This is a genomic window from Geitlerinema sp. PCC 9228 (assembly GCF_001870905.1).
Classification (GTDB): domain Bacteria; phylum Cyanobacteriota; class Cyanobacteriia; order Cyanobacteriales; family PCC-9228; genus PCC-9228.
The window spans coordinates 1-22,754 of the sequence record NZ_LNDC01000068.1 but is presented as its reverse complement, the minus strand read 5'-3'; the positions used below and the strand labels follow the sequence as shown (position 1 = coordinate 22,754).

Genomic DNA, 22,754 nt, shown 5'->3' with positions numbered 1-22,754 from the left:
GGGATGGACTAGCATAGCTAATCCATCTAGGCACACCCAATGAAGCGAGAATCTCACGAATTCTATTCGTGAGAGTGTCAATCTTTTCCTCTTCCCAACTACTGCCAGCCAGCTTGTTGCATAATCCGCAAAGCTTCGGGATTGTTCTTACCAAAGACAGCCGCACTCACGTCGTCTTCTTGAAACTGACCGAAACTAGCCAGTTCTTCATCCAGAGGAACGTTGGCGCGTACGGGATATTCGTTATTGCCTTTCGCAAAGATTTCTTGGGCTTCATAGCTAACCAAATATTCTAAAAAGGCTTTAGCAGCTTCGGGATGGGGAGCTGTTCGTACTACACCAGCACCACTGATGTTTACGTGAGCTCCCCGACCGCGTTGGTTGGGGAAGAAAGGTGCCACTTGGCGCGCAATTTCCCGATCGCTTTCGTTGTCGGATTCTGCCAAACGGGCGAGATAGTAGGTATTGGCGATCGCGAGGTTCCCCACACCGGCAGCACAGGCACGAATTTGGGCGGTATCGTTGCCGGTGGGTCGGCGGGCGAAATTGCTCACCAAGCCTTGACACCATTCTAGGGTTTCTTCGCTACCGTGAGCAGCTATCAGGGAACCAACTAAGGATTGGTTGTAAATATTGCTGGAAGAACGAACCAAAATTTGCCCCTCCCATTTGGGGTTGGCTAAGTCTTCGTAGGTGGATAAATCAGTAGGATTGACGCGATCGCGGTTGTACATAATCACGCGTGCCCGTTTGGATAGCCCGAACCAATGACCTTCTGGATGGCGCAAATAAGAAGGAACGACTGATTCTAGGATATCCGATTGGACGGGAGCAAACAAGCCTTCACGGTCAGCGCGCCACAAACGCCCAGCATCGACGGTGATTAAAACATCGGCAGGGCTGTTGCTGCCTTCGCTTTTGATGCGTTCGATGAGTTCGTCGGAACCCGCTTCGATGAGATTGACGCGAATGCCAGTTTGTTCGGTAAAGCCATTATACAGCCGTTCGTCGGTATCGTAGTGGCGGGAGGAATAGAGGTTCAAAACGCGACTTTGGGCAAGCAGCGAGGATTTTTGCTGTTGGGCACCAGCACTCGAACCTGTAGCCATTTGGGTTAGAGTGAAGGCGGCAAGGGCGGAACCGCCGGTTAAAAAGGCACGTCTGGTCAGTTTGTTCATGGTGAATGTCCTTTGCAATGAAGGTTGAGTTGCAGCCAGTAGCCATCTATTGTTAGATATTGTGGCGTTTAATGCAATAGATTTTCGATAATTTTTGGAGAAATTTTTGGGAAAGCTTGGGTTTGGAGATTAGTATGGCGCTATTTTATTGAAAATGATTTTTATTTTTTGGCAGCACAAGGACAATCTCCCTTAAGATAGAGAAATCGAACATCCAATTGTATCGAAAATAGGGTTCATGACAGCAACGACCGTTCCCCAACTACCTACCCAAGAGGAAGCCCTTTCCCTCATTGACCAAGTTATCCAACAGTCACAAGCCGAGGGGGTTTTCGTTACTTTACAAGCGGCGAATGAGAATCTCAGCCGTTTTAGCGAAAATCAAATTAGTCAAAATATTCAAACCAACCAAGCCCGACTCACAATTACCAGCTATTACGGGCAACGCAGTGCCTCCACAGCAACCAGCGAACTAGACCCAGAAGCGATCGCGCAAACCGTACGGCGATCGGAAGAATTTGCCCAAATTGCCCCGGAAGACCCGGAATGGGTACCTTTGCTGGAACCGCAAACCTACGAAGACCGACAGCCAGCTTTCGATACGGAGACGGCGAATTTATCCCCCATTACCAGGGGAGAAATGGTCCAACAGGTGTGCGATCGCACTTCTAAAGCCGGGGTGAATGGTTCCGGAACCTTAAGCAGCGACACCTCGGTTTTGGCGATTGGCAATTCCCTGGGATTGCGGGCATTTCAGCAAAACACCCAAGCCAATTTTAGCGTTACCGCCCGCATCGATGACGGTTCCAGTTGGATGCGTCGCAGTGCTTGTGCGGTGGGAGATTTGCCCATGGTGGAACTCACGGAAAACGCGATCGCGCGTGCTTGTCAGTCTCGCCAGCCCCAGGAAATCTCACCAGGAAAATATCCAGTGGTGTTTGAAGGAGCGGCTTTAGCAGATTTGCTGTTTTTTCTTATTTTTAATTTAGACGCGCGGGCAGCCGACGAAGGACGTTCTTTCATGTCGCGTTACAATGATACTGGCGAAGTGGTGGGCAATTACTTGGGCGAATCTTTATTTAGTCCCTTGGTACAAATTGCTCGGTATTCCGGGCATCCAGCATTGCAGTTGAGTCCGTTTTTCCGGGATGGTTTGCCCAATTCCTATTTGGATATTGTGCGAGACGGGGTACCGCAAGCATTGAGTTACAGCCGCTACTGGGCGCAACAGCAGGGAAAACAGCCTACGGGGATGTTCTTGCCGGTGGTGATGGCTGGTTCCGACCGCAGTACGGCAGATTTGATTGCCCAGACGGAACGGGGGATTTTTGTGAGTCGTGCTTGGTACGTACGTTACGTGAATCCGCGAACGTTGGAGGTAACGGGGATGACGCGCGATGGTACGTTTTGGATTGAGAATGGGAAACTGGCTTATCCCATTAAGAATTTGCGGTTCAATCAGTGTTTGCCGGATATGATGGCACAGGTGGATGCGTTGGGAACGCCGCAAAGATACGGTATGAGTGTGGTTCCTAGCGTGCGGGTGCGCGAGTTTCACTTTAGTAGCATTACCGATAGCGTTTGAAGAGGTTTGGGGACGGATGAATTTAGAAAAGCGCATTGCTAATATATTTCGCATGAGCGACGAGGTATGGCAGCGTCATGCCCATCCTGGGAGCGTTTGGAGTCGAACGGCGGCTCTGCCGTTGCTGGTGGTGGCGGTTTGGAGTCGTGCGTGGTGGGGATGGTGGTCGTTGGTACCTGTTGCGATCGCGCTTTTCTGGATTTGGGTCAATCCCCGTTTGTTTCCCAAACCCGCTTCTACGAATCATTGGGCTTCTAAGGCAGTGCTTGGGGAGCGTGTATGGAGCGATCGCGATGCCGTTCCCGTTCCCCAGCACCATCGCCGCGTTCCTCACATTCTCAATCTTATTTCGGCGTTGGGATTGCCATTTCTGATTTGGGGATTGGTGGCGTTTCATCTTTGGAGTGTTTTGTTGGGAGTTTGTTTGGTCAATCTTGGCAAGTTCTGGTTTTTAGATCGCATGGTTTGGCTTTATGAGGATATGAAAGATGCAACGTCGGAGTATCGAAGTTGGTTGTATTGAATTGATGGAACTAGTGCTCAACGCCTGACGGCATCTAAGGTTTGGACACAACGCAAGGGCATGTTTAAACACTGCAAACTTAAACAGTGCTCAACGCCTGACGGCATCTAAGGTTTGGACACCCTGCTATCCAGTGCGATCGCAACTTCAATTACTGGTGCTCAACGCCTGACGGCATCTAAGGTTTGGACACAGGGGCTTTTACTAGGATTCACGATTTCTAAAACTGTGCTCAACGCCTGACGGCATCTAAGGTTTGGACACTCCTCTGGCGAAATCTTCCTCTGAAATTCCTTGAATCGTGCTCAACGCCTGACGGCATCTAAGGTTTGGACACGCTTGGAGTTCGGAGGGGAGTTCGATTAATTCCCCCTGTGCTCAACGCCTGACGGCATCTAAGGTTTGGACACCGTTCACCCACTGAGATATCAGCGGTGGGAATTTCGTGCTCAACGCCTGACGGCATCTAAGGTTTGGACACCGCCTTCCGGTGGAGAAGTGGGAAAATAAAGAGGAGTAGTGCTCAACGCCTGACGGCATCTAAGGTTTGGACACAGAACCGTTCTCCCCAGAGGATCGGAACAATTTGGGGTGCTCAACGCCTGACGGCATCTAAGGTTTGGACACATGATATTCCTGCTTTCAGGAAAAAGATGGATCGTCTGTGCTCAACGCCTGACGGCATCTAAGGTTTGGACACAAATTCCGCTTTTGTTTGGATTCGATACTGGTATAGGTGCTCAACGCCTGACGGCATCTAAGGTTTGGACACTCGAGGGGAAGGACTACACCGTATCCGGTGGTGTGTGCTCAACGCCTGACGGCATCTAAGGTTTGGACACGAAGCCCCTGTGAAAGAACTTCGCACTGTCCTGCTGTGCTCAACGCCTGACGGCATCTAAGGTTTGGACACTCTATCGGATGGGGAGATAGCGCAAGCGGCAAGGGGTGCTCAACGCCTGACGGCATCTAAGGTTTGGACACCCTTGTTTCCCTGGATCGATACCTGCTATTGGGAAAGAGTGCTCAACGCCTGACGGCATCTAAGGTTTGGACACCTTGGGGACGGGCTACAGTTGGAGCTATCAGGTTGTGCTCAACGCCTGACGGCATCTAAGGTTTGGACACCTTCTGCCAGAACTCTTGAGGGGAAATGGAAATCGTGCTCAACGCCTGACGGCATCTAAGGTTTGGACACGGACATCTAAGGGAGGACTTTCAGTAGAATACTTGGAAGTGCTCAACGCCTGACGGCATCTAAGGTTTGGACACTAGTGAAAGTTGGTTCGATCCTCCGACGAGCGAATCCGCGTGCTCAACGCCTGACGGCATCTAAGGTTTGGACACTTGGGGACTCTAGTGCTAGGATTGTGGTTTCTCCTAATAGTGCTCAACGCCTGACGGCATCTAAGGTTTGGACACAACCCACCCATTGCGATCGTCCCTCTCGTAGTCTTGTGCTCAACGCCTGACGGCATCTAAGGTTTGGACACAGCTAGGAAAGCAAATCATACACTCAATCTTTCCAGTGCTCAACGCCTGACGGCATCTAAGGTTTGGACACAACTCAGCAATATTAACCTGTACCTGCACTCCGAACAGTGCTCAACGCCTGACGGCATCTAAGGTTTGGACACCCCCTGGAAGTATTGACGCGTCCCGCTTACCCGAGTAGTGCTCAACGCCTGACGGCATCTAAGGTTTGGACACTGCCAATTCTCTGAAAATTAAGGTATACGTTGATGATAGTGCTCAACGCCTGACGGCATCTAAGGTTTGGACACTATCTTCCCCCTATTCCCTCTGAAGAATGGAGAGACGTGCTCAACGCCTGACGGCATCTAAGGTTTGGACACTTTTTGTTTTTCATTATTTTTCTTCAACTCCGAAACGTGCTCAACGCCTGACGGCATCTAAGGTTTGGACACGTTTTTCACCACCCAGGAGCGAAAACCATGTTCAAGTGCTCAACGCCTGACGGCATCTAAGGTTTGGACACTTGTGGACTAAGGGTTTGCTAATTGGAATTGTATTGTGCTCAACGCCTGACGGCATCTAAGGTTTGGACACCATTGTGGGACTCGCATTCCCGATCTAGAGGGAACTGTGCTCAACGCCTGACGGCATCTAAGGTTTGGACACACTGAAATCTCCACATCGAATTCTTCTCCTTCTTGGTGCTCAACGCCTGACGGCATCTAAGGTTTGGACACTGCTTCTCTTTGGTTGCAGATAACTTACAAAGCTCGTGCTCAACGCCTGACGGCATCTAAGGTTTGGACACATGAGATTCCCACCGAAAAGGGGGAGCCATGCGCTAGTGCTCAACGCCTGACGGCATCTAAGGTTTGGACACTTACCCCCTTCGTTTTGGATGGCTTGGGCAAGTTCTTGGGGTGCTCAACGCCTGACGGCATCTAAGGTTTGGACACCTGGAGTACCAAACGGGACGTGCCCATCGAATCCACTCATGTGCTCAACGCCTGACGGCATCTAAGGTTTGGACACCTCCTATCGCAAAGGGAGTTAGCTAGCTTTACTAGTCTGTGCTCAACGCCTGACGGCATCTAAGGTTTGGACACGATTTGCTAACGACTAAACGACTATCTTTATAATGAGTGCTCAACGCCTGACGGCATCTAAGGTTTGGACACATTCTCTTGCCGATAAGAGTATTCATAAACAGCACCAAGTGCTCAACGCCTGACGGCATCTAAGGTTTGGACACTTTGGTGGCGCCGTTTCTAGGCAAGAAATACCAGAGTGCTCAACGCCTGACGGCATCTAAGGTTTGGACACTTTCTTTTTTTAAGTCAATATCAAAATGACCTTCGTGCTCAACGCCTGACGGCATCTAAGGTTTGGACACTCTTGAAGAAGATTTGTTTTTTAGGGGTGGGTTGACCAGTGCTCAACGCCTGACGGCATCTAAGGTTTGGACACAGTGACTGCGAATATTCGTCAATAATCCCTATGCAATGTGCTCAACGCCTGACGGCATCTAAGGTTTGGACACGATTAGCCGAAGAAATGCTCTATTTTTTCTTCGGGTGCTCAACGCCTGACGGCATCTAAGGTTTGGACACATATCTGACGTGCCCGAAAAAGAGAAAGAAGAAAAGAGTGCTCAACGCCTGACGGCATCTAAGGTTTGGACACATTGGGACTACTCCCGTGGGGATATCGCGATCGCATTGTGCTCAACGCCTGACGGCATCTAAGGTTTGGACACAGGCAATAGCGTCTGTGGAGAAGTTTTCAGAAAATGTGCTCAACGCCTGACGGCATCTAAGGTTTGGACACTCTATCCTTGTTCGGCTTCAATTTTCAAATAGAAGTTCGTGCTCAACGCCTGACGGCATCTAAGGTTTGGACACACAACACAAAGCCGACCCGGTGCAATATCGGACCCGCTCTGTGCTCAACGCCTGACGGCATCTAAGGTTTGGACACGGCGGTGGCTGGAACCATTACCGTACAAACGCTCTGGTTCAATTTTACAAGCACCTGCCGATCGCGTGCGGAAACGAGTGTCAAACCAGGGAATAGAAAAGCGATCGCAACTTCCAAAACCCTTACCAAAAGCGACATATAGCATTTGACAAGCATCTTCCCTCTCCTCCAATCGCTCTCCATCCCAGAAACCACAAACCTTGGAACCGCTACAAAACCAAAACGTACCTTAACAATCGCAGGTGCTTGCATCGCCATCAAACAATTCGATAACCAGAACCTTCCACTGGCCAGGCATTCGGGCGATTGTACGCCGGTAAGCTAGCCACGCATTGATTGGGAAGGCGAATCAACAACACATCATCCTCAGCCGCCAAAATTTCCTCCAACTCCCAGCGCAACTTCTCGCGCGTGCGTTGGTTTAACCAGCAGCGGAAAATCGAATATTGCAACCGTTCGCCATACCCTTGCAACAGTTTGTAGGCTTTGCGCCAGCGTTTCGGACTGCGAATGTCGTAAGCTATCAGATACCAGTTTTTTTCCTCGGCCATAGTTCCTTCGTCCTATCGCAATACCAACTGACCAAACAACCCTTCCTCGTCCATCCATTCTTTCTCCAACAACCGTACTTCCAACTCCAACAAGCGACGGTAGGTCAAAGAATATTTGGTAACCGGATGTTTCCAAGTTTCGGCCTTGCGCTGTTCGTAGAGACTGACAAACTTCCGCCGTCCCGGTTCGCTTAGCCACACTTGCTGGCCTCGAACCTCAAAATCAACCTGACAGTCCCACTGACAGCGGTTGACAGACCCCAAAACCACCATATCCACCAAAGGAACTCGGAAAATTTCCATCAGATCCAAAGCCAACGGTGGTGCTTGCGATCGCGGTTGGTGGTAAAATCCCAAAGCTGGCTCCAATCCCACCGTCAAAATCGCATTGTTGACATCCTTCAGCAGCAAGGCATATCCAAAACTCAACAAAGCATTGAACCGGTCTTTGGGAGGGCGGCGATTGCGATCGCGAAAATGAAGTTCTGGCGGCACCTTACTACTAATCAGATGGGCAAGATTTTGAAAATAAATAGCCGCCAAATTGCCTTCCAAACCCAACAAAGACTCAATCGAATCAACCCGTTCCGCTTGTCGCAGTAACGTTTTCATCTGCCGAATCCCACGTTCCAGAGAAGCCGGTACTTCCGAAAGATTGCGTTTCCCCCGCATCAGTAGTTTCCGCTGTCCATTTCCCCGACAAGCTACCAACTTACGAGCCAACTGCAAACAGCGATCGCTATCCACAAACGCCCCGTACTGGCGAATCCGGCGTTGGATGCTCCCTTGCCGGCGATCCACACTCCCGACATAGCGTCCGCCACCAGAAATAAAATGAACGCCAATGTCGCGACTGGCGCAAAGATGCAAAGCTTGGGTAGAAATCTGACTAAAACTGTGCAAAACCAACTGGCTGACTTGCTGAATAGAAACAGTTTCCACCGGTTGCCCCCGACGAACCAGCTTGAGCTGTTCTCCCGTACGACCGACAGAAGTTCCCGCTTCCAGTACGTGGAGAATTTCCCGTTCGTCATCTTTGGGAAACAGCCGCATGGGTTGCCATTCTTGGTTGTGTGAAAGCCGCGCTTCTTCTGGCAAACAAACTGGCGATAGAGAACAGCGGGTACACAAGCGTTCGTTTTCCGTAACTGGAGGACGTTGGGTGGAAACCAACAATTCCCGAGCTTGGGCAACAGCAGCTCGTACCGCTTCCCTGCCTTCGTCATCTACAGAAACGCGAACCAACACATTGTCAGCATGATAGCGAATGCATCCTTCTCGGACAGTGGTTTCTAGGGCAAATTCAATTAGACAAGCGTAGGCTAAAATTTGCAAGCGATCGCTTTCCCAAGCCTGCGGTTGGCGATTGGTGTCGCGATGGCAGCGTCCCCGCTTGTGTTCGTAAGGAATTAAAGCGCGATCGCGGGTACGCAAAGCATCCACACGTCCGCGCAATCCCAATTGTTCGCTTTCTAGATAGAGGTCTTCCCATTCCTCATCTTCTTGTTTGTCAATTTCCGCATGCAACCGACGTCCGGCAAAAACAGCCGCATCTTGCGTATAAAGTTCCTCGACTTCTTCTAAATAAAACAAGCGCGGACAGTAGGCAAGAGCGTGAAGTGCCGATACGCGAATCGTTGATTTGAGAAGGGGAGAATTGAGTGTTTTCATAAGAATTCCCATCGCAAATTCTACTGTTTGAAAACAATCTACTCCCCTTACCCGGCAAAAATCTTTCCGGGAATTTGATTTATTGAAATTGAATCATCGTCCAAATGCGTTCGTCCAAAACGATCTCCTCGTTTTTTTGCAACGTATATCTTTGCCAGGAAGTTCCTTTAGAACCAACATGATCTACCCAGTAGGGCAAACTGAGCAGACCATCTTCATCCCGTATCAGCCATTGCATGGACGCATCAGTTGGGTTGTTTTCTAAAAGCGTAATTGCATTGACCAAATCGCGACTTTCTCCCAAACTTAATCCGCCAAAACGGTTGATTGATTCGGGATTGTCAAACGCCTGTTGCAAGCGTTCTGGTAGAGTAGGTTGCGATTTATCTGCCCCCGCATCGACCCACACAATAAAACGAATTTGGGTCAGCAATTCTTGAAAATCGGGACGTGCGTTGGCAGGGTCTTGAATGTCTTTTTTCTTGAACCGTCGAACTGTACGTACAATCGTTGATTTTTCCGGTTCCGAAAGCAATGCGATCGCCAATTGTACGCCACAATGTTTGTAGCGATCCATTTCCCCAATAGTAGACAGCAACATGCCATAAACAGTAGATGGTGGTGGAACCGGATAGGTTTGGGCATACTCCCTTGCCTCTGATTGGCGAAAGGAAGCAATGGGAACTTCAACTTGTAAAGCAATGCTCATTGTTCGTCTAACGGAATATCTAAATCTTTCGCAATTTGTTTTTTCAGTTCGCTAGCTGTCTTTTTTATTCCCGGATAAACATGGACACCAATATCACCAAGTTCCTCGGAAATTTTGCCACCAATCCAAAGTTCGCTTGGGTCAATATCGCCAGCTTCAATTCTTCGTTTTAAATCCGGAACGGAGATATTTCCCGCATCATCTTCTTCAAAAGAATAGAGAATTCGAGGCGAAAAATCGTGGGTCCATCGCAAAATCATACTTTCTGGGGAAAAGTCGTACAGAAAACGAGCGTGGTTGCCAGCAACTTCTCCCAAAGAAGTTAACCCGTCAATGACAGCATAAATGCGAGATTTATCTTTTAAGCGGTTCGGTGTCAGGGCAAACCCATGTTGGTAACGAGTGGCATGAACTTCCGTACCATATAGCGACGTTCGACTTTTTTCGCCACTGGCAGCATTAAATGTCAAATCTCCCGTGTAGGGGGTCGTCGAAACAGCACGAGTTACTTCTAAAACGCCACGTTTGGCAGTTGTGGTGCCCTTTGGTGCTTTTTTTCCTTTCCCTTTGGGTTCGTCGGAACCGTCTTCCTTAGCAGCTTCCGCTCGCATAAATCCCAAAACATCATCATCGATGAACGTTTCCTCATCAAAATTGGGATTTTCCCAACGGTTATCGTTTTTATCATCATCCCAATTTCGATTGACTGAATAACCACTATGTTGCCAGTAGTATCGCAACGCCCAGCGAATGGCTTCTGCAGAAACAGTCGTGTGAACCTCACCACACCACATCAATTTTTGCAATGTGGTAATATTTCCGGCATTCTCGCCGCGATTGTTAGCGGCGGCACCATAGTTGCTTAATAAATTGCCAAATAAATGAAACATTGATACGCCTCCTTAAAAATCCTTTAGTTGAAAACCTCTTCTTCATCTTCCGATTCCGACGAAGGTTTGTTGGAATTTGGATTCCTGTAGCTAGCCAGTGCGAGTAATGCTAAATCCCTAGCTTCTTTCCAATGCTCTTTACTGGTAATTAGCGGTAACAAATCTGGCCAAGAATCCTGCAATACAGAAATTCGCCCCGCTCGCGACCAAAAATCAGTAATAAACTGACGAAAAGTCTCTGCATTTTTGCATCGTCCGAGTCCCGTTCTAATGCGTTCTCGTTCTCGTTCAATTTGCGCGTATTCACCTTCTTTGGTTCGGTCGTAAACTTGAGCATAAATTTTTCTCAAAGCTTCGTGACACGCCTTTACAAAAATTTGTTGGCGTTCGTTATCCCATTCCACTTTTTGAACCATTTGATACAATCCTCCACCTTCATAGGCTAAACGTTGAAACAATTCTTGACTGCCAGCTTTATCAGAAATACCGTGAAACCACGATCGGTTTTGCGCCAAGTTATCAGCAATAATTTCGCGAGCAAAACTACGAGCTACAAAATTACCCGAGGAACCTTCAACAACGCGATCGCTTAGCTCATTTTGGCTAATTTTATAATTCCGAAAAATCTTGTCATTAATGGCAACATTTTCAATATCCGTGCGCGTTCTCTGTTGGGAAGACCAGGCAACCGTTCCTAAAATAACTACTTGACAGCGTTCGATTTTCGTTTTGCTAGCTAGTTCCATGGTCGTTTCGTAAGTTAGAAACTTTAAACCGGCATCTCCCAAACTTGAAGCACAGAAATTTTTGTAACCAAAATTGGCAAACATTCTTCGGCGTCGGGTGTATTTTTCTAGGTCAGTTACTTCGGGTACAATTAAGGCATACTGCGCCCGTTTTTCCCGCAACCGAGAGGATAAGAGAAAATACTGGCAAGCCACAGGGGCAAACAATAATGCCAACACTCGTTGGGGCGTTTCTTGCAACCCCGTTTGACTGCTAAAGGCAACGTGACGTACTGCTGCTCCTGGATTCATCCAGCCAGCAATGGAAATCGGTTTCTGGTGCAGTTTTCCTTTTTTATCGCATAAGTTTTTGGCAAAATTTTGGTGGGCGTAGGAGGCTGCTTTTTTATAACGAACCACAATTTCTGGGCTGTCTTCGTCAATTTGCAACGATTGTGTCTGTTCCCCTGCCGATTTAAAAGCACTAGGGTGTTGTACAAATGTTCCTCGCATCCCCCGATGAACCGTCACCCGAGTTTGCAAATCCATTTTACTGGGTTTTAAACCAGTTAGAGAAATTAATCCCTCCTCGCTAATCTGAAAGGATTGTTTGAACAGCCAGTCTAAAACCTCAAAGTCTTCTCCTTCCCAATCCAAAGAAATACTACGAGGTGCAAGCGACCAACTTATCTTGCCAGCTCTGGTGCTGGGTTCGGGATATTCCTGTTGCAATTGCTCCAAAGTCATCCACAATCCAGCAATGCCAGCACGATGCATGAGCGTAATTCCCGGGTCGCCTATATGAAGTTGGATTTTTGGTTGTGTAGTTACAGACATACTTGCGCTCCTCTTTTCGAATCATACGTAACTATCTCTGAGGGAGCTACCGGATAAACCCCTTCCCGCCGCCACTGATGGTAAACTTTTTGTAACTTACGCCCCAGCGGAATGGGTAACGTCCAGCGTTGCGCTTCCATACCAAAGGATTTTCCCGATTGGCGTGCCTCTTGACGAATGGTTTCTATGTCTTGCTCTAATAGAACCGTAAGCGTATATCCAGCTTCCCGAAGAGGACCGGGATACGAGCGCCAATAACCGTCAAGCCAATTGGAGGGTACGGTTTTAGGCATTTTTAAGCTTAATTGAGAAGCTGTATCGGCGAGGTCTTTTTGGGATATAGCTCCTGCAGGCAATAAATTGAGAAGTTGTTTGCCTGTATTGAGTTCTTCCTGTGAATAGGGATAGTCATGGTTCCAGGGATACATCAAAGCCGGACATATACGACCGTCCTCTTTTGTTTTACGACGATTGAGCCTTCCCAGACGTTGAATGAGTGCAGTTGCTGGTGCCATTGCCGATACCAATACATCCGCATTTAAGTCTAAAGACATTTCGCAAACTTGAGTTGTAATAGCTAAGGTAGGCTGGTCGGACTTAAAGGCTTGAATAACTTTTTGGTGTTTCTGAACGCGGTCTTGATAGCGAAAGCGACTGTGATAGATGAGAATATGCTTGGCATGGTTTGGAAAGCGATCGCGGGCTCGATCGTAAATTTCCATACAATCCCCCACTGTATTCGTTACCCACAAAACTTTTTCCCCGCGTTCTAGTGCTGTTTGTACTTGTTCCCAGGCTTCCCCTGTCTTAGCGATTGTATGGAGGGTATAGCGTTTGAGCTTTTCTAACGAATTTTCTTCAATGACTTCAATCGATTCGCCAAGTTCTTCAATTGTTTGATTTAAGATTGCCCGTTGTTCTGGTGTAAACGAGGCACTCATTAACAAGACCGGCGCACCTCGAAAAGTTTGCAAAAATCTGAGTAAAGCACCGAAAAGGCTCTCGTCAAAAGCATGAACCTCATCGAAAACGAAGGCAGATTGGCTCATAGCAGGCCAGGCATACATGGGTTTGCGATTGTTCTGAATCAATCCCAACACCGAATCGACCGTGCAAACAATCAGTTTGGCTTGCCAGGTATTGAACGACACCAATCGAGCATCAACTCGTTCGGCATCCTCTCCATCGTCAGGATTTTGCTCTTGCTTTCCTTCATGGGAAAACAAAACCCCTTCCAAGTCGATTTTGGCCCGGGAATGCATCAGCAACGTTTCGATATCGGTTTCGGCAGCATAATCCAGGTAACCTTGAGAAGCCGTTCCCGTAGTGGGATAGCAAAAGAACAATCGACGACCAGGGGCGTACTTTTTTGCCCAAGCATAGGCACCAACGGTTTTTCCCGTACCGCAACCCGCACGTACCAAGGTGACGCGACTGGCAGTTGCTGCCATCTCTTTTTGAAACTCGCGCATTTGGTTGTTTTTCAGCCGCTGTTCGATGAGCGATTGCAGATCGTTTTCGGTCAAAACCAAATCGAGCACTTGTCGCATCCAAGGCTCAATTTCGTAATTTTCCACCTGCGGTAAAGCCGACCCAGCAATATCGGCTGCCGTAACAGTTGCTTTGGCTGCTGCGATAAACCGAGCTTTTTCGCTGTCTCCCTCTTGCTCAAACGCAAGCTCGAACTCAGCAAATTCTTCACGAAGTTCGTCCATAGCAGTTTTTAACTGTTCTTTTTTCCAGGTGGTTTCTGGCAAGTTTGGCAGTGTTTCCGGCAAACCCAAACGACGAACACCCATTTTTAACAAAGCAGTAAATTGTTCGTGGTGGGTGTAAATTTCCAGTTCGCTGCCAGTTCCATTGGGAATCTTGGCAATTTCGTCTAATTCTCTACCTCGCTTACCACCAACCTTCAAATGGTGCCCCATTGCCGCCCAAACTGCGGTGATGAGATCGGCATTGGTATCTTGTTCCAGCCACTTACGAAAGCTTGGTACTTGCAAGGCGAGAATACCACTAATTATTTCGTGGCGCAGCATCTGTTGCCTATGGATGTCTTGCCAGAATTTCTGGAGCTTTTTTTGTTGTCTTCGTTCTTGTTCGTCGCGGCAATTTTCCAAGCTTTTGAGGCGTACCATCACCTGAAAGTGCTGATTGGCTTTTCCCCAGTCATGGAGATAAGCTCCCAAGCGAACGGTGGCAGCAAAATGCTCGGGTTCGCAGGTTAGTCCGAGTTGTTGGATAATGGTTTCGCCTAATTTCTCTAACAGCACATCTGCCGCTCGCATGACGGCTGCGATATGACCGACATAGGTAGCTGCCCCTTTCCAAGATTCTTTCTCTGGAGGAGATTTTGCTAACAATTGCTTAAACTTCATTGTTTTCTCTCACAGGCATAAAAATACCGCAACCCATTTTGCGTTTTCCACCGATGCCGTACTGTTGCAATCGGATGGAATCTTCTTCGTTTAAGTTTTTTACTTCCAAGCCAAATCCAACCACGGTAAATCGCTTGATTTTAATGGTTTTGCGATCGCGTTCTCCGTCTATCCGAGTGGGAATGACAGGTGTTCCCCGAATTTCCAACTTCTCTAATTGGCGTTGGGCAGCTTCTAAAAAGGATTCCGGTTCCTGGTAGCCTTTGATAGTTACCAAACGCGATCGCAGTTTTGTAGCTGGTTGCAGCATGTTAATTTGCGGAATTCCCAAGCGTATGGGATGGATTCCCAAATAGATTTGCTTACCTGCTAGAGGATAGGCAAGGGGAACTTTATCGCTAGGCAAGCGAATTTGCATTCGGGAGCGATCGCTAAGATGGATTGTTCCCCGTTTATCTGGCATTCCCGCGATCGTGTAGATGCTAACGCCAGATTCCTGAATGAAATTAGGAAGTAAATTTTTGATAGCGGCGTACAGAGCGTAGTTATGGTCTGCAGGAATGGTATCTCCAATAACTCTGAAGCTGATATCAACGTATGGAGAATGCTCGTTATCGAATTTTGAAGAGGATTGAGTGACAACCATAATCAAGTTTATATCTTCTCAAGCAAGTATTAAAGAGTGGTTGACTGACAATATGCAATTATATTGCCATACCTAGGGCAATTCCATAAAAAGAATCATCAAAGATCGGTCAACCACAAGTAATACTTGACAAATAAGATTGTTGGAAAAACTATAGGCTACTTCTAAGCACCTATCAGTTTAATAGCTTCCCAGTGTCCTTTTTTCACGTGGAGAATGATACAAGGACCGTATTTGACAAATTCTCCAATCTTACATTGATTAATTTTTTTAGTTGGAATTCCCACTTCTTCTGCAAGAGCTTTGATTTTTTCCCTACTCAGCTTTTGCGAAAGTTGGAAGCTAGCGGGAGATTGCCAGTTTTGGTCGATGGACTCTTTAATGCCTTTTCTACTCGGTTTCTCTGAAAGTCCAGGTTTTGAGAGTTGTAACGACAACTGATGGAAGGATTGGAAATTATCTCCGTTGTATGGCATAATTGAACTCCCTAAATACGTAATTATCGGGTTGCGGTATAGTTGAATGGCTTTAACCGCAACCTGTGTTTTTTAGCTTCGATATTCTGATGTAGTCTTTATATCGATTTATAGACAGCGGACTACATCAAAAAACGTTACTAATCGAAAGTATATACACAGGAAACTAAACTTGTCAAGCCCGAATTTATAATCCTAAAGCAAAAGTTAAACGCCTGTCGGCATCTGAGGTTAGTTACAAACCAAATTGCTACTATCGAGCTATATCCAGCAGACTAGTGCTCAACCCCTGTAGGAATAGGGTATCTGAGGAAGGACTACATATTATCATATCACCTCTTGGTATTCCCAATCCAAGCTTTCCCAACAATAGCCACGAATCATGCCTTCGATTTCTGCTTGCACCAATTTCACCAGCTCCGGTGGTCCCAAAACAATGGCACCTTTTCCATACCCCAAAACCCATCGCTTCACTTCGTTCATACCAGATACAACCATCCGCAACGTCAGCGAACCATCGTCGTATTTCTCAATCTCCTGAGTAGCGTGCCAGCATCGTTCTTCAATATAAGGTGCCGTCGATGCATCGAACCAAATTTCTACCTGACGGGGAGTGCCATCTGTTTCATTCTGGAAAACATTTTCTAGATACTGTTTGGCATCAAAACTGGGGTCGCGAGTGAATGTTGTATCTAAAACCTCAATTGCTCTGATGCGATCGATCCGAAACTGCCGTTGCTCTTGGCGTGTATGACAAAAACCAACAACATAAAAATTCGTGCCGCGATACAAATAGATGAGATAAGGATCGATAACCCGTTTTGTTTCTGCCTTGCGACTGGCAGTAAAGTACCGCATCCATACCTGGCGAGATGACTGGCAAGCATCTTCCAACTGATGCCAAATCTCCGGATCGAGTTTCGTTATCGCACCAGGTCGAAATAAAAAACGCTCGCTTGCCACTTGTTGCAAATTCACTCGCGTTGTTTCCGGCAATCGCCCTTGCAGTTGGTGAATAGCCGATTGCAATTCGGCGGCATAGGGGGAACCAGCATAACATTCCAGCATTTTCGCTCCCAAGGTCAAAGCGAACAGTTCTCCCTTACTAAGCGGAATACTAGGCAAACGCCAGGTGGGGTCGGTATAGTGCCATCCAAGTTTACGGTTGTATTCTAGCGGTGCTCCGAAGCGATCGCGCAAAAAATCCAAATCGTTGCGAATTGTGCGATCGCTAACTTCCAATTCCCCCGCCAAACTCCTTTGCGTTTGAGGTTTTCGACTACGTAGCAGGGAATCGATTTGGACCAGTCTTTCCAGTTTACGTGACATATAAAAATCCCAAAATCATCGATTGTTATGGGTATTTTAAGACCGCAACCCGGAAAAAACCTTTCCTACTTCTGCAAAAAGGCAAAATTTTCCTTGTCTCGGCAGGTAGCTTCATGAAGAACCTACCAACCATTGCTTTTAGCAAAAGTTATGCGATCGCCTGCTTTTTTTTACACAACAATCTCCTACCGAAAACCACGCAATTTCTAAAACCACCAAAGCTCCCTTTTTATATCTTCAATTGAAATTTAGCTAATTGACACTTTGTTCTTGGGTTTGAGGCTGCTCTAAATTCTGCAACTTGTTTGCCCACAGGAAAAATTCCTTACTGTTATATTGATAGAAATCTTTAACCTGAAACAAACGGTAATAGTAGGCTAGTCCTCCTATCAAAAATAGAATACTGCCAAAAATATATTCCCAACCAACATACCTAAACAAAATCCTATTTTCTTCTAAATTTAACGCATCCGATAAATAGGGAAGCGACGCTATGAAGAAAAGAGTTGAGCCAATAGCAAAAGAGATTGCAGTTACGTTTAGAAGTTGAAGTTTCAAAAATGAAGGCTCCTGAACAATTTGTATGACATTCATACAAGCCCCCATCAAAAACAGGAAACTACCAATCGTAAAACACCATCCACCTACAACAATTTCATTAACTTGTGATAAAAATAAAAGGCTACCAACTGTAAATAAAAGAGTTCCACTCACGTAAATCGTAGCAATGAAAAATTCTAGCCAATTCCAAAATGTTACTTGCTCGCAGTCATTTAACTGAGATAAGGATTCCAGCAGATCGTGACCGGTCACAATTAAGTAAACAAGCGATCCACCAAAAAAGATCCAGGCACCAAGATCGGAAAGAGATTCGTGTTTGGGTAAGAAAAATACACTCCCTACAACGAAGCTCGTTCCTCCCACAATGTAAAGAATTGCATTGCTTAATTCCCAGTTAAAATGATTGCCATCTATAGTTTGTTTGGCAACTTTGACGGCAAGATCGTGTTGGCGGGGGCGGTTTGTGAATAGGCGCGGCATTTTTGTCCCCTATGTTGTGGTATGATACTGTAGCATTTCTGGTGCCTATGTTAACCTGGATAGGTAGGGTGGTGTGAAAGGAAGCTTAATAAATTTTAACTTTATCCAACAGCCACGAACGCCGTCTTTCGTTGATTGCCAACAATTCACAACCAATGTGGACAGCAATAGACCAAAGCTTCAGGTAGGTTGGCAAATCTTTAAAGAAGCCGGTGTTACAACTACCAAGTACTATCGGTGGAATGAACTGCCTTCAAAAAATAAACTTGTTTCTCGTCAAAGCGATCGCTTCTATCAAAATGTCTTTGCATCTCCGATGGTTTGCTGGAAGAGTTGCCCATCCGTGCCGCGATCGCTTTTTCGCCAACTTGAGTACAGTACAATTTGGGGCGATCTATTGTTCGTAGCACGACAATTTGCTACAATAAACACTATTTTCATTGGGATTGTAAGTTGGTAGGGAACTGCCACCTTCGTACCTTTTTGGTTTCGCATCGCTGAAACTGGGATGCGTACCTTCTCAAAAGCAATAAACAGCAAACGGGATTGTCTCTATGACTGACGAGCGAGTGCTACAAAAAATTCAGGAAGCAAAAAAATATAGACTCAACAAATTAGACTTAACCAGCAAAGATTTAACTGAAATTCCACCAGAAGTATGTCAACTCACATGGCTGGAAACCTTAAATTTATGGAACAACCATATAACCAAAATTCCAGAATCCATTTCTCGGCTATCCAATCTCTATTGGTTAAACCTATCCAGTAACCAAATTGCAGAAGTTCCAGCATCCATCAACCATCTTTCCAACTTATCTCACTTAGACTTATCTGGCAACCAGCTGACAGAATTCCCAGAATCCATTACTCGTTTGCCCAATTTAGTCAAATTAAATTTATCCGGCAATCAACTTACCACAATCCCAGAATCCATTTCCCATCTGAGGAATCTTTCTGAATTACGCTTGTCGGGAAATCAGCTAGCATATATCCCAGAATCCATTACCCATCTCGACAATATCCTCGGTTTGTATGTAAGCAGCAATCCTCTAGAACAACCCCCTCAAGAAGTCGCCGAACAGGGAATTCGTGCCATTCGAGAATACTTTCACCAACGACATGCAGACAATGAAAGTTATACTGAAGAGGAATCCCAACATCGCGTACCAGAGGATTTTATGAGTGAAAGCGTAACTCGTTCCAATACAAACACCAAATTCCTTTTAACCAGTAACTACTTGTTACTCAAACTATTAAAATCGGTCCATCAAGAGATGCAAGAGTACCATTCCAGCTTGCAAAAACCGAAATATGAGTACATTCACGTTCGGTTTTATTACAATCACATGTCAGCCAAATGGGAGAAAGTTCTCATCGAAGGTGCCATTCAGGAATCGAGAGAAATACAAAGCATGGCAGCTGTCTGCAACAAACTAGGTCAAGCAGGTTGGAAATTGCTGGAAACTTCGCAAGTTAATAGCCAGGAAAAAATCTATATCTTTGAAAGAAAAAGCCGTTCTGAAGAAGAGATTGCCCAAAAAATGGAAGAACAACAAAAGCTGTACCAGCAAATTGAGGGATATCTTCAAAAATTGATAAAAAACCATCTCATTTTGGACGATAAAAATACCGAAAATGAGTAAAATAGTAGTATGGTTCTGGGAAATAGGGTGGTGCGATCTCTGCACAATGGTTGACGCGAAATTAACCTTCCTATTTCCTACTATCTACCTCTACGATCGGCCAGCTATAGCGATCGCTTCTACTTATGAATATTTTAGGTTTGCAATTGGGAAAAACCTTTACTAATACCATTTTTTAAATAGCCCGATCGCATTTCATCCCTCAATCTCCCGGCAGTTGCCTCAAGGCAAGACTTGATACTTCAATTTCTAGCATAATTTTAGCATATAAATTTTGCACGCCATCCCAATTTTTGCTTCCTTCAACAGTCAGAAAAAATCTACAGGCGATCTCAGAAATGTCACCCCACCAAAACCAACTCGCATCCCTCCAGGAAGCCTACAAACTTCTATACCTAATAATCGTAGGGATTTTTGGGTTCTGGAATTTTTTCAATAGAATCTGCCAAAATCCCTAACTGGCGATTGCCATCCAAAACCATAGAGATGGCTTTTCCTTTCACGCGAATCCAGGTATCCGGCGGATAGTTACTGCGGTCTTTGTCAATTTGTACTGGCAATCCCACAGGATAGGCATCAGCAGCACAACAAGTAATAATAAAACGAGAAACTACAATTGTACGCTGGTTTACCTGTGGTGAATGAATTACAAATCCCGTCACATCAACTTTTTGCCCCGTGTATGCTTCGGGTTCGGGATAGACATTAAGGGTGCGAATCCATCCTACCAGCGATCGCTGTTCTGGGTTGTCGGGAATTTGAAAACTTTCTGGCGAGGAACGGTTGACCGCCGATAGTTCGGTGATATTTTGGGTTAAAGCGCGATCGCTCGAAAAAGGTCGCGGTGTCACCAGCAAACCAGCGATCGCTGCCGCCAGCAATAATCCTTGACTCCAACCATTAGGAAACAGGGTTGTATGAGGTGCTACCGACGGCAACGGGGAAGAATTGTGGTATAGTTGCCATGCTTTCCACCCTGCTACAAACAGCAGCAAGATACCAGCCCCCACGCACAACCCGATATAATTGGGATGAATCAGCAACAAGAGTTTTCCTGTTAGCCAGTATTTCAGTAATAAAACCCCCCAGGCACCGATTGCCAGAACATCCAACCATCGCAACCAAGAGGGAGAAGCGGGCGTACGCATAAAAATTGCTACAAGACGACAAAAAATACAAAGGGGAAGTCGCCGATGGCAAGTGTGGTTGCCACCAGCATTGCTATCCACCGCAGCCAGAACTGCTTTTACTTCACCGACGACGTAGGCGAACCATCACCGCTAGCAGGTTGCAAGTCTTTTTGGGTAGCGGCTTGCGAGGATTGTGCCAGATAGATACCGCTGAGAACCACAGCAAACCCCAACCAGGTAACAGGACTAATGGCTTCTAGGAAAATTGCCCAAGCTAGCATAGCGCTGACGATGGGTTCGAGCAATAAGAATAAGGATACAAAACTAGAGGAGAATTTGTCCATACTTTCTGCCAGCAAGCGTTGCCCCAAACCTTCGCTAATCACCCCCAAGCCAATGGCTGCCAGCCAAGCAGTGGTTGTGGTGGGAAATAGCTGACCTTCTACCAGCAGTACCACAGGTAGCAGCAAAATGCTACCGATAATACAACGCCACAGGAGGATGGTGGTGGCGGAAAAGCGGAACCGCAGTTGTTCCACAATGAGAAAGTAGGTTCCCAGGAAAATCGCCGATAGCAGGGCGTAAATATCGCCAGTTAGGGAACCAGCAGATGCATCGTTGAGGTCTTCCAATCCCAAAGCAATGGCACCAGCCAACGCAATCGCCATTCCGATTAGAAATTTATTATCAAATTGCCGGCGCAAAAACAACCAACTCCCCAAGGTGGTGAAAATTGGGGTTAAATTGTTGAGGAGCATGCTTTTGGCAACGGTGGTGTATTCCAGAGAAATTGCCCACAGAACCAACGAGGTAATGGAAACCACGCCAACGCTGCCTAGTAGCAACCACTGGCGGCGGGTAAAAGGTAGGGCTTCTTCTGTGGAAGCGGCGGGGGTTAGGCGTTGGCTAATAAGTTTGCCCGTACCGAAGAAAACAACAAAGAAGAACAAACGGTTAAATACGGTACCGTTGGCACCCAAGTCAGTTTCGCTCCAACGGATGAAAATGGGGGCAAAGGAGACGGATAGTAGCGCCAAACATAGGGTAACAAAGGCAAGAGCTTGGGTGCGATCGCTTTTGAGTTGGACTAGATTTTGTGGAATCATTACCTGTTTTTATTACAAAGCCAGTACAAGGTATTACCAGAGGTCTATGATAAAACCTCCTGGAAGATTTTGACCGGTTCCGATACAGGCAAACAGTGTCATAGAATACAAATTGATACTCGGCATATCGTTCAACCCCCCGGTCATGGGGAATAGAAGATAGGTTGGCAAGCATGGCTTTTGTTTTGGGCATTCGGTAGCGATCGCTGGGTTACAATTTAAGTACCTGCGTTTGGGATCGGAAATGGTACAAAAAAACGCTATCACTATCAGCTTAGAAGAATTTCTCCAGCGTCCGGAAACCAAACCTGCCAGCGAATATATCAATGGTCAAATCGTCCCCAATCCTGTGCTTCAAGGACATCACAGTACTATCCAGGTAGAACTTACCGCAGCGATTCATACTGTTTTGAAAAAACCACGGATTGCCCGCGCTTATACAGAACTTCGTTGCGTGCTTGGCGGCTGGGCAATTGTGCCGGATATATCAGTTTTTCAAGGGGAAAGAATTCCTGTTGGTAGCAATGGAGAGGTAGGGAATGTTTTTCCGATAGCTCCCGATTGGACAATTGAAATTTTCTCTCCCCCATCAAAATCAGAAAAATAACGGGAAAATTTTTACATGCCTTGAACCACGGCACAAAAATGAGTTAGCTAGTCGATCCGCAAATGCGATCTTGCTTTTGGTTTATCCCCAGCAACAACCACCACAATGATTCCAGCGAGAAATAGCCAGCTTGCCAGTTCCGGCGTTTGCAGCGGATTGGGTATCAAATATATTTGGCAGCGAAGACTTTACGTTTTTGTAGGGTGGGCATTGCCCACCCTACTGGGCGATCGCTTAAATTCTTTCAGTGAGCGCCAAAAACAATATTAAAACAGG

General features: G+C 46.5%; 18 protein-coding genes and 1 CRISPR repeat array. Of the genes, 4 read left to right on the top strand and 14 right to left on the bottom strand.

What is annotated here, in order from left to right; translation table 11 throughout:
- Window positions 1–98 precede the first annotated feature (98 nt).
- The gene (locus AS151_RS05420) at window positions 99–1,178 is read right to left on the bottom strand and encodes a Fe(3+) ABC transporter substrate-binding protein (protein WP_071516033.1); all 1,080 of its coding nucleotides are present in this window, start codon (window positions 1,176–1,178) and stop codon (window positions 99–101) included.
- A 238-nt stretch (window positions 1,179–1,416) separates the two neighbouring features.
- Between AS151_RS05420 and AS151_RS05415 the strand changes: the two genes are divergently transcribed.
- Together AS151_RS05415 and AS151_RS05410 are read left to right on the top strand one after the other, a co-directional pair.
- Entirely contained in the window at window positions 1,417–2,763 is a 1,347-nt protein-coding gene (locus tag AS151_RS05415; protein ID WP_071516032.1) for a TldD/PmbA family protein, read from the top strand.
- Between the two features lie 16 nt (window positions 2,764–2,779).
- Window positions 2,780–3,286 (top strand): DUF6653 family protein, encoded by a 507-nt coding sequence (locus tag AS151_RS05410; protein ID WP_071516031.1) that lies wholly within the window; start codon window positions 2,780–2,782, stop codon window positions 3,284–3,286.
- A 13-nt stretch (window positions 3,287–3,299) separates the two neighbouring features.
- A CRISPR array of direct repeats spans window positions 3,300–6,739; the repeat unit is 36 nt; unit sequence GTGCTCAACGCCTGACGGCATCTAAGGTTTGGACAC.
- A gap of 257 nt (window positions 6,740–6,996) precedes the next feature.
- Here AS151_RS05410 and cas2 read toward each other — a convergent pair.
- The 11 genes from cas2 to AS151_RS21360 form a co-directional block, all read right to left on the bottom strand.
- The gene (gene cas2, locus AS151_RS05400; protein WP_071516029.1) at window positions 6,997–7,290 is read right to left on the bottom strand and encodes a CRISPR-associated endonuclease Cas2; all 294 of its coding nucleotides are present in this window, start codon (window positions 7,288–7,290) and stop codon (window positions 6,997–6,999) included.
- Window positions 7,291–7,302: 12 nt separating this feature from the next.
- Entirely contained in the window at window positions 7,303–8,961 is a 1,659-nt protein-coding gene (gene cas1, locus AS151_RS05395; RefSeq protein WP_084639417.1) for a type I-MYXAN CRISPR-associated endonuclease Cas1, read from the bottom strand.
- A gap of 79 nt (window positions 8,962–9,040) precedes the next feature.
- Window positions 9,041–9,670: a type I-MYXAN CRISPR-associated protein Cas5/Cmx5/DevS gene (cas5, locus tag AS151_RS05390; RefSeq protein WP_071516027.1), complete on the bottom strand. Its 630-nt coding sequence runs from the start codon at window positions 9,668–9,670 to the stop codon at window positions 9,041–9,043.
- Window positions 9,667–10,560: a type I-B CRISPR-associated protein Cas7/Cst2/DevR gene (cas7i, locus tag AS151_RS05385; RefSeq protein ID WP_071516026.1), complete on the bottom strand. Its 894-nt coding sequence runs from the start codon at window positions 10,558–10,560 to the stop codon at window positions 9,667–9,669. The genes cas5 and cas7i overlap by 4 nt, the downstream gene beginning before the upstream one ends.
- A 23-nt stretch (window positions 10,561–10,583) precedes the next feature.
- Entirely contained in the window at window positions 10,584–12,122 is a 1,539-nt protein-coding gene (cas8a1, locus tag AS151_RS05380) for a type I-MYXAN CRISPR-associated Cas8a1/Cmx1 (RefSeq protein WP_071516025.1), read from the bottom strand.
- Window positions 12,113–14,500, bottom strand: a complete 2,388-nt coding sequence (locus AS151_RS05375) for a CRISPR-associated helicase/endonuclease Cas3 (protein ID WP_071516024.1) — start codon at window positions 14,498–14,500, stop codon at window positions 12,113–12,115. Before AS151_RS05375 ends, cas8a1 begins: the two co-directional genes overlap by 10 nt.
- Window positions 14,490–15,146 (bottom strand): type I-MYXAN CRISPR-associated protein Cas6/Cmx6, encoded by a 657-nt coding sequence (gene cas6 / locus AS151_RS05370; protein ID WP_071516023.1) that lies wholly within the window; start codon window positions 15,144–15,146, stop codon window positions 14,490–14,492. The genes AS151_RS05375 and cas6 overlap by 11 nt, the downstream gene beginning before the upstream one ends.
- A gap of 164 nt (window positions 15,147–15,310) precedes the next feature.
- On the bottom strand, window positions 15,311–15,622 hold the full coding sequence (locus tag AS151_RS05365; protein WP_071516022.1) for a hypothetical protein: 312 nt from the start codon (window positions 15,620–15,622) through the stop codon (window positions 15,311–15,313).
- A gap of 327 nt (window positions 15,623–15,949) precedes the next feature.
- The gene (locus tag AS151_RS05360) at window positions 15,950–16,951 is read right to left on the bottom strand and encodes a transcriptional regulator (RefSeq protein WP_071516021.1); all 1,002 of its coding nucleotides are present in this window, start codon (window positions 16,949–16,951) and stop codon (window positions 15,950–15,952) included.
- A gap of 252 nt (window positions 16,952–17,203) precedes the next feature.
- Window positions 17,204–17,992 carry a YrhK family protein gene (locus AS151_RS05350; protein WP_071516019.1) on the bottom strand — a complete coding sequence of 263 codons (789 nt, stop codon included), beginning with the start codon at window positions 17,990–17,992 and terminating at the stop codon, window positions 17,204–17,206.
- Window positions 17,993–18,213: 221 nt separating this feature from the next.
- Window positions 18,214–18,402 carry a hypothetical protein gene (locus AS151_RS21360; RefSeq protein WP_139240524.1) on the bottom strand — a complete coding sequence of 63 codons (189 nt, stop codon included), beginning with the start codon at window positions 18,400–18,402 and terminating at the stop codon, window positions 18,214–18,216.
- Window positions 18,403–18,546: 144 nt separating this feature from the next.
- On the opposite strand from AS151_RS21360, the gene AS151_RS05345 reads away from it, so the two are divergent.
- On the top strand, window positions 18,547–19,635 hold the full coding sequence (locus AS151_RS05345; RefSeq protein ID WP_071516018.1) for a leucine-rich repeat domain-containing protein: 1,089 nt from the start codon (window positions 18,547–18,549) through the stop codon (window positions 19,633–19,635).
- Window positions 19,636–20,030: 395 nt separating this feature from the next.
- On the opposite strand, the gene AS151_RS05340 is transcribed toward AS151_RS05345, so the two are convergent.
- A complete protein-coding gene (locus AS151_RS05340; RefSeq protein WP_071516017.1) occupies window positions 20,031–20,783 on the bottom strand; it encodes a TIGR03943 family protein in 753 nt (250 codons plus the stop codon).
- A 98-nt stretch (window positions 20,784–20,881) separates the two neighbouring features.
- Window positions 20,882–21,871, bottom strand: a complete 990-nt coding sequence (locus AS151_RS05335) for a DMT family transporter (RefSeq protein WP_071516016.1) — start codon at window positions 21,869–21,871, stop codon at window positions 20,882–20,884.
- Between the two features lie 244 nt (window positions 21,872–22,115).
- On the opposite strand from AS151_RS05335, the gene AS151_RS05330 reads away from it, so the two are divergent.
- A complete protein-coding gene (locus AS151_RS05330; protein ID WP_244532901.1) occupies window positions 22,116–22,478 on the top strand; it encodes a Uma2 family endonuclease in 363 nt (120 codons plus the stop codon).
- Window positions 22,479–22,754: the final 276 nt, after the last annotated feature.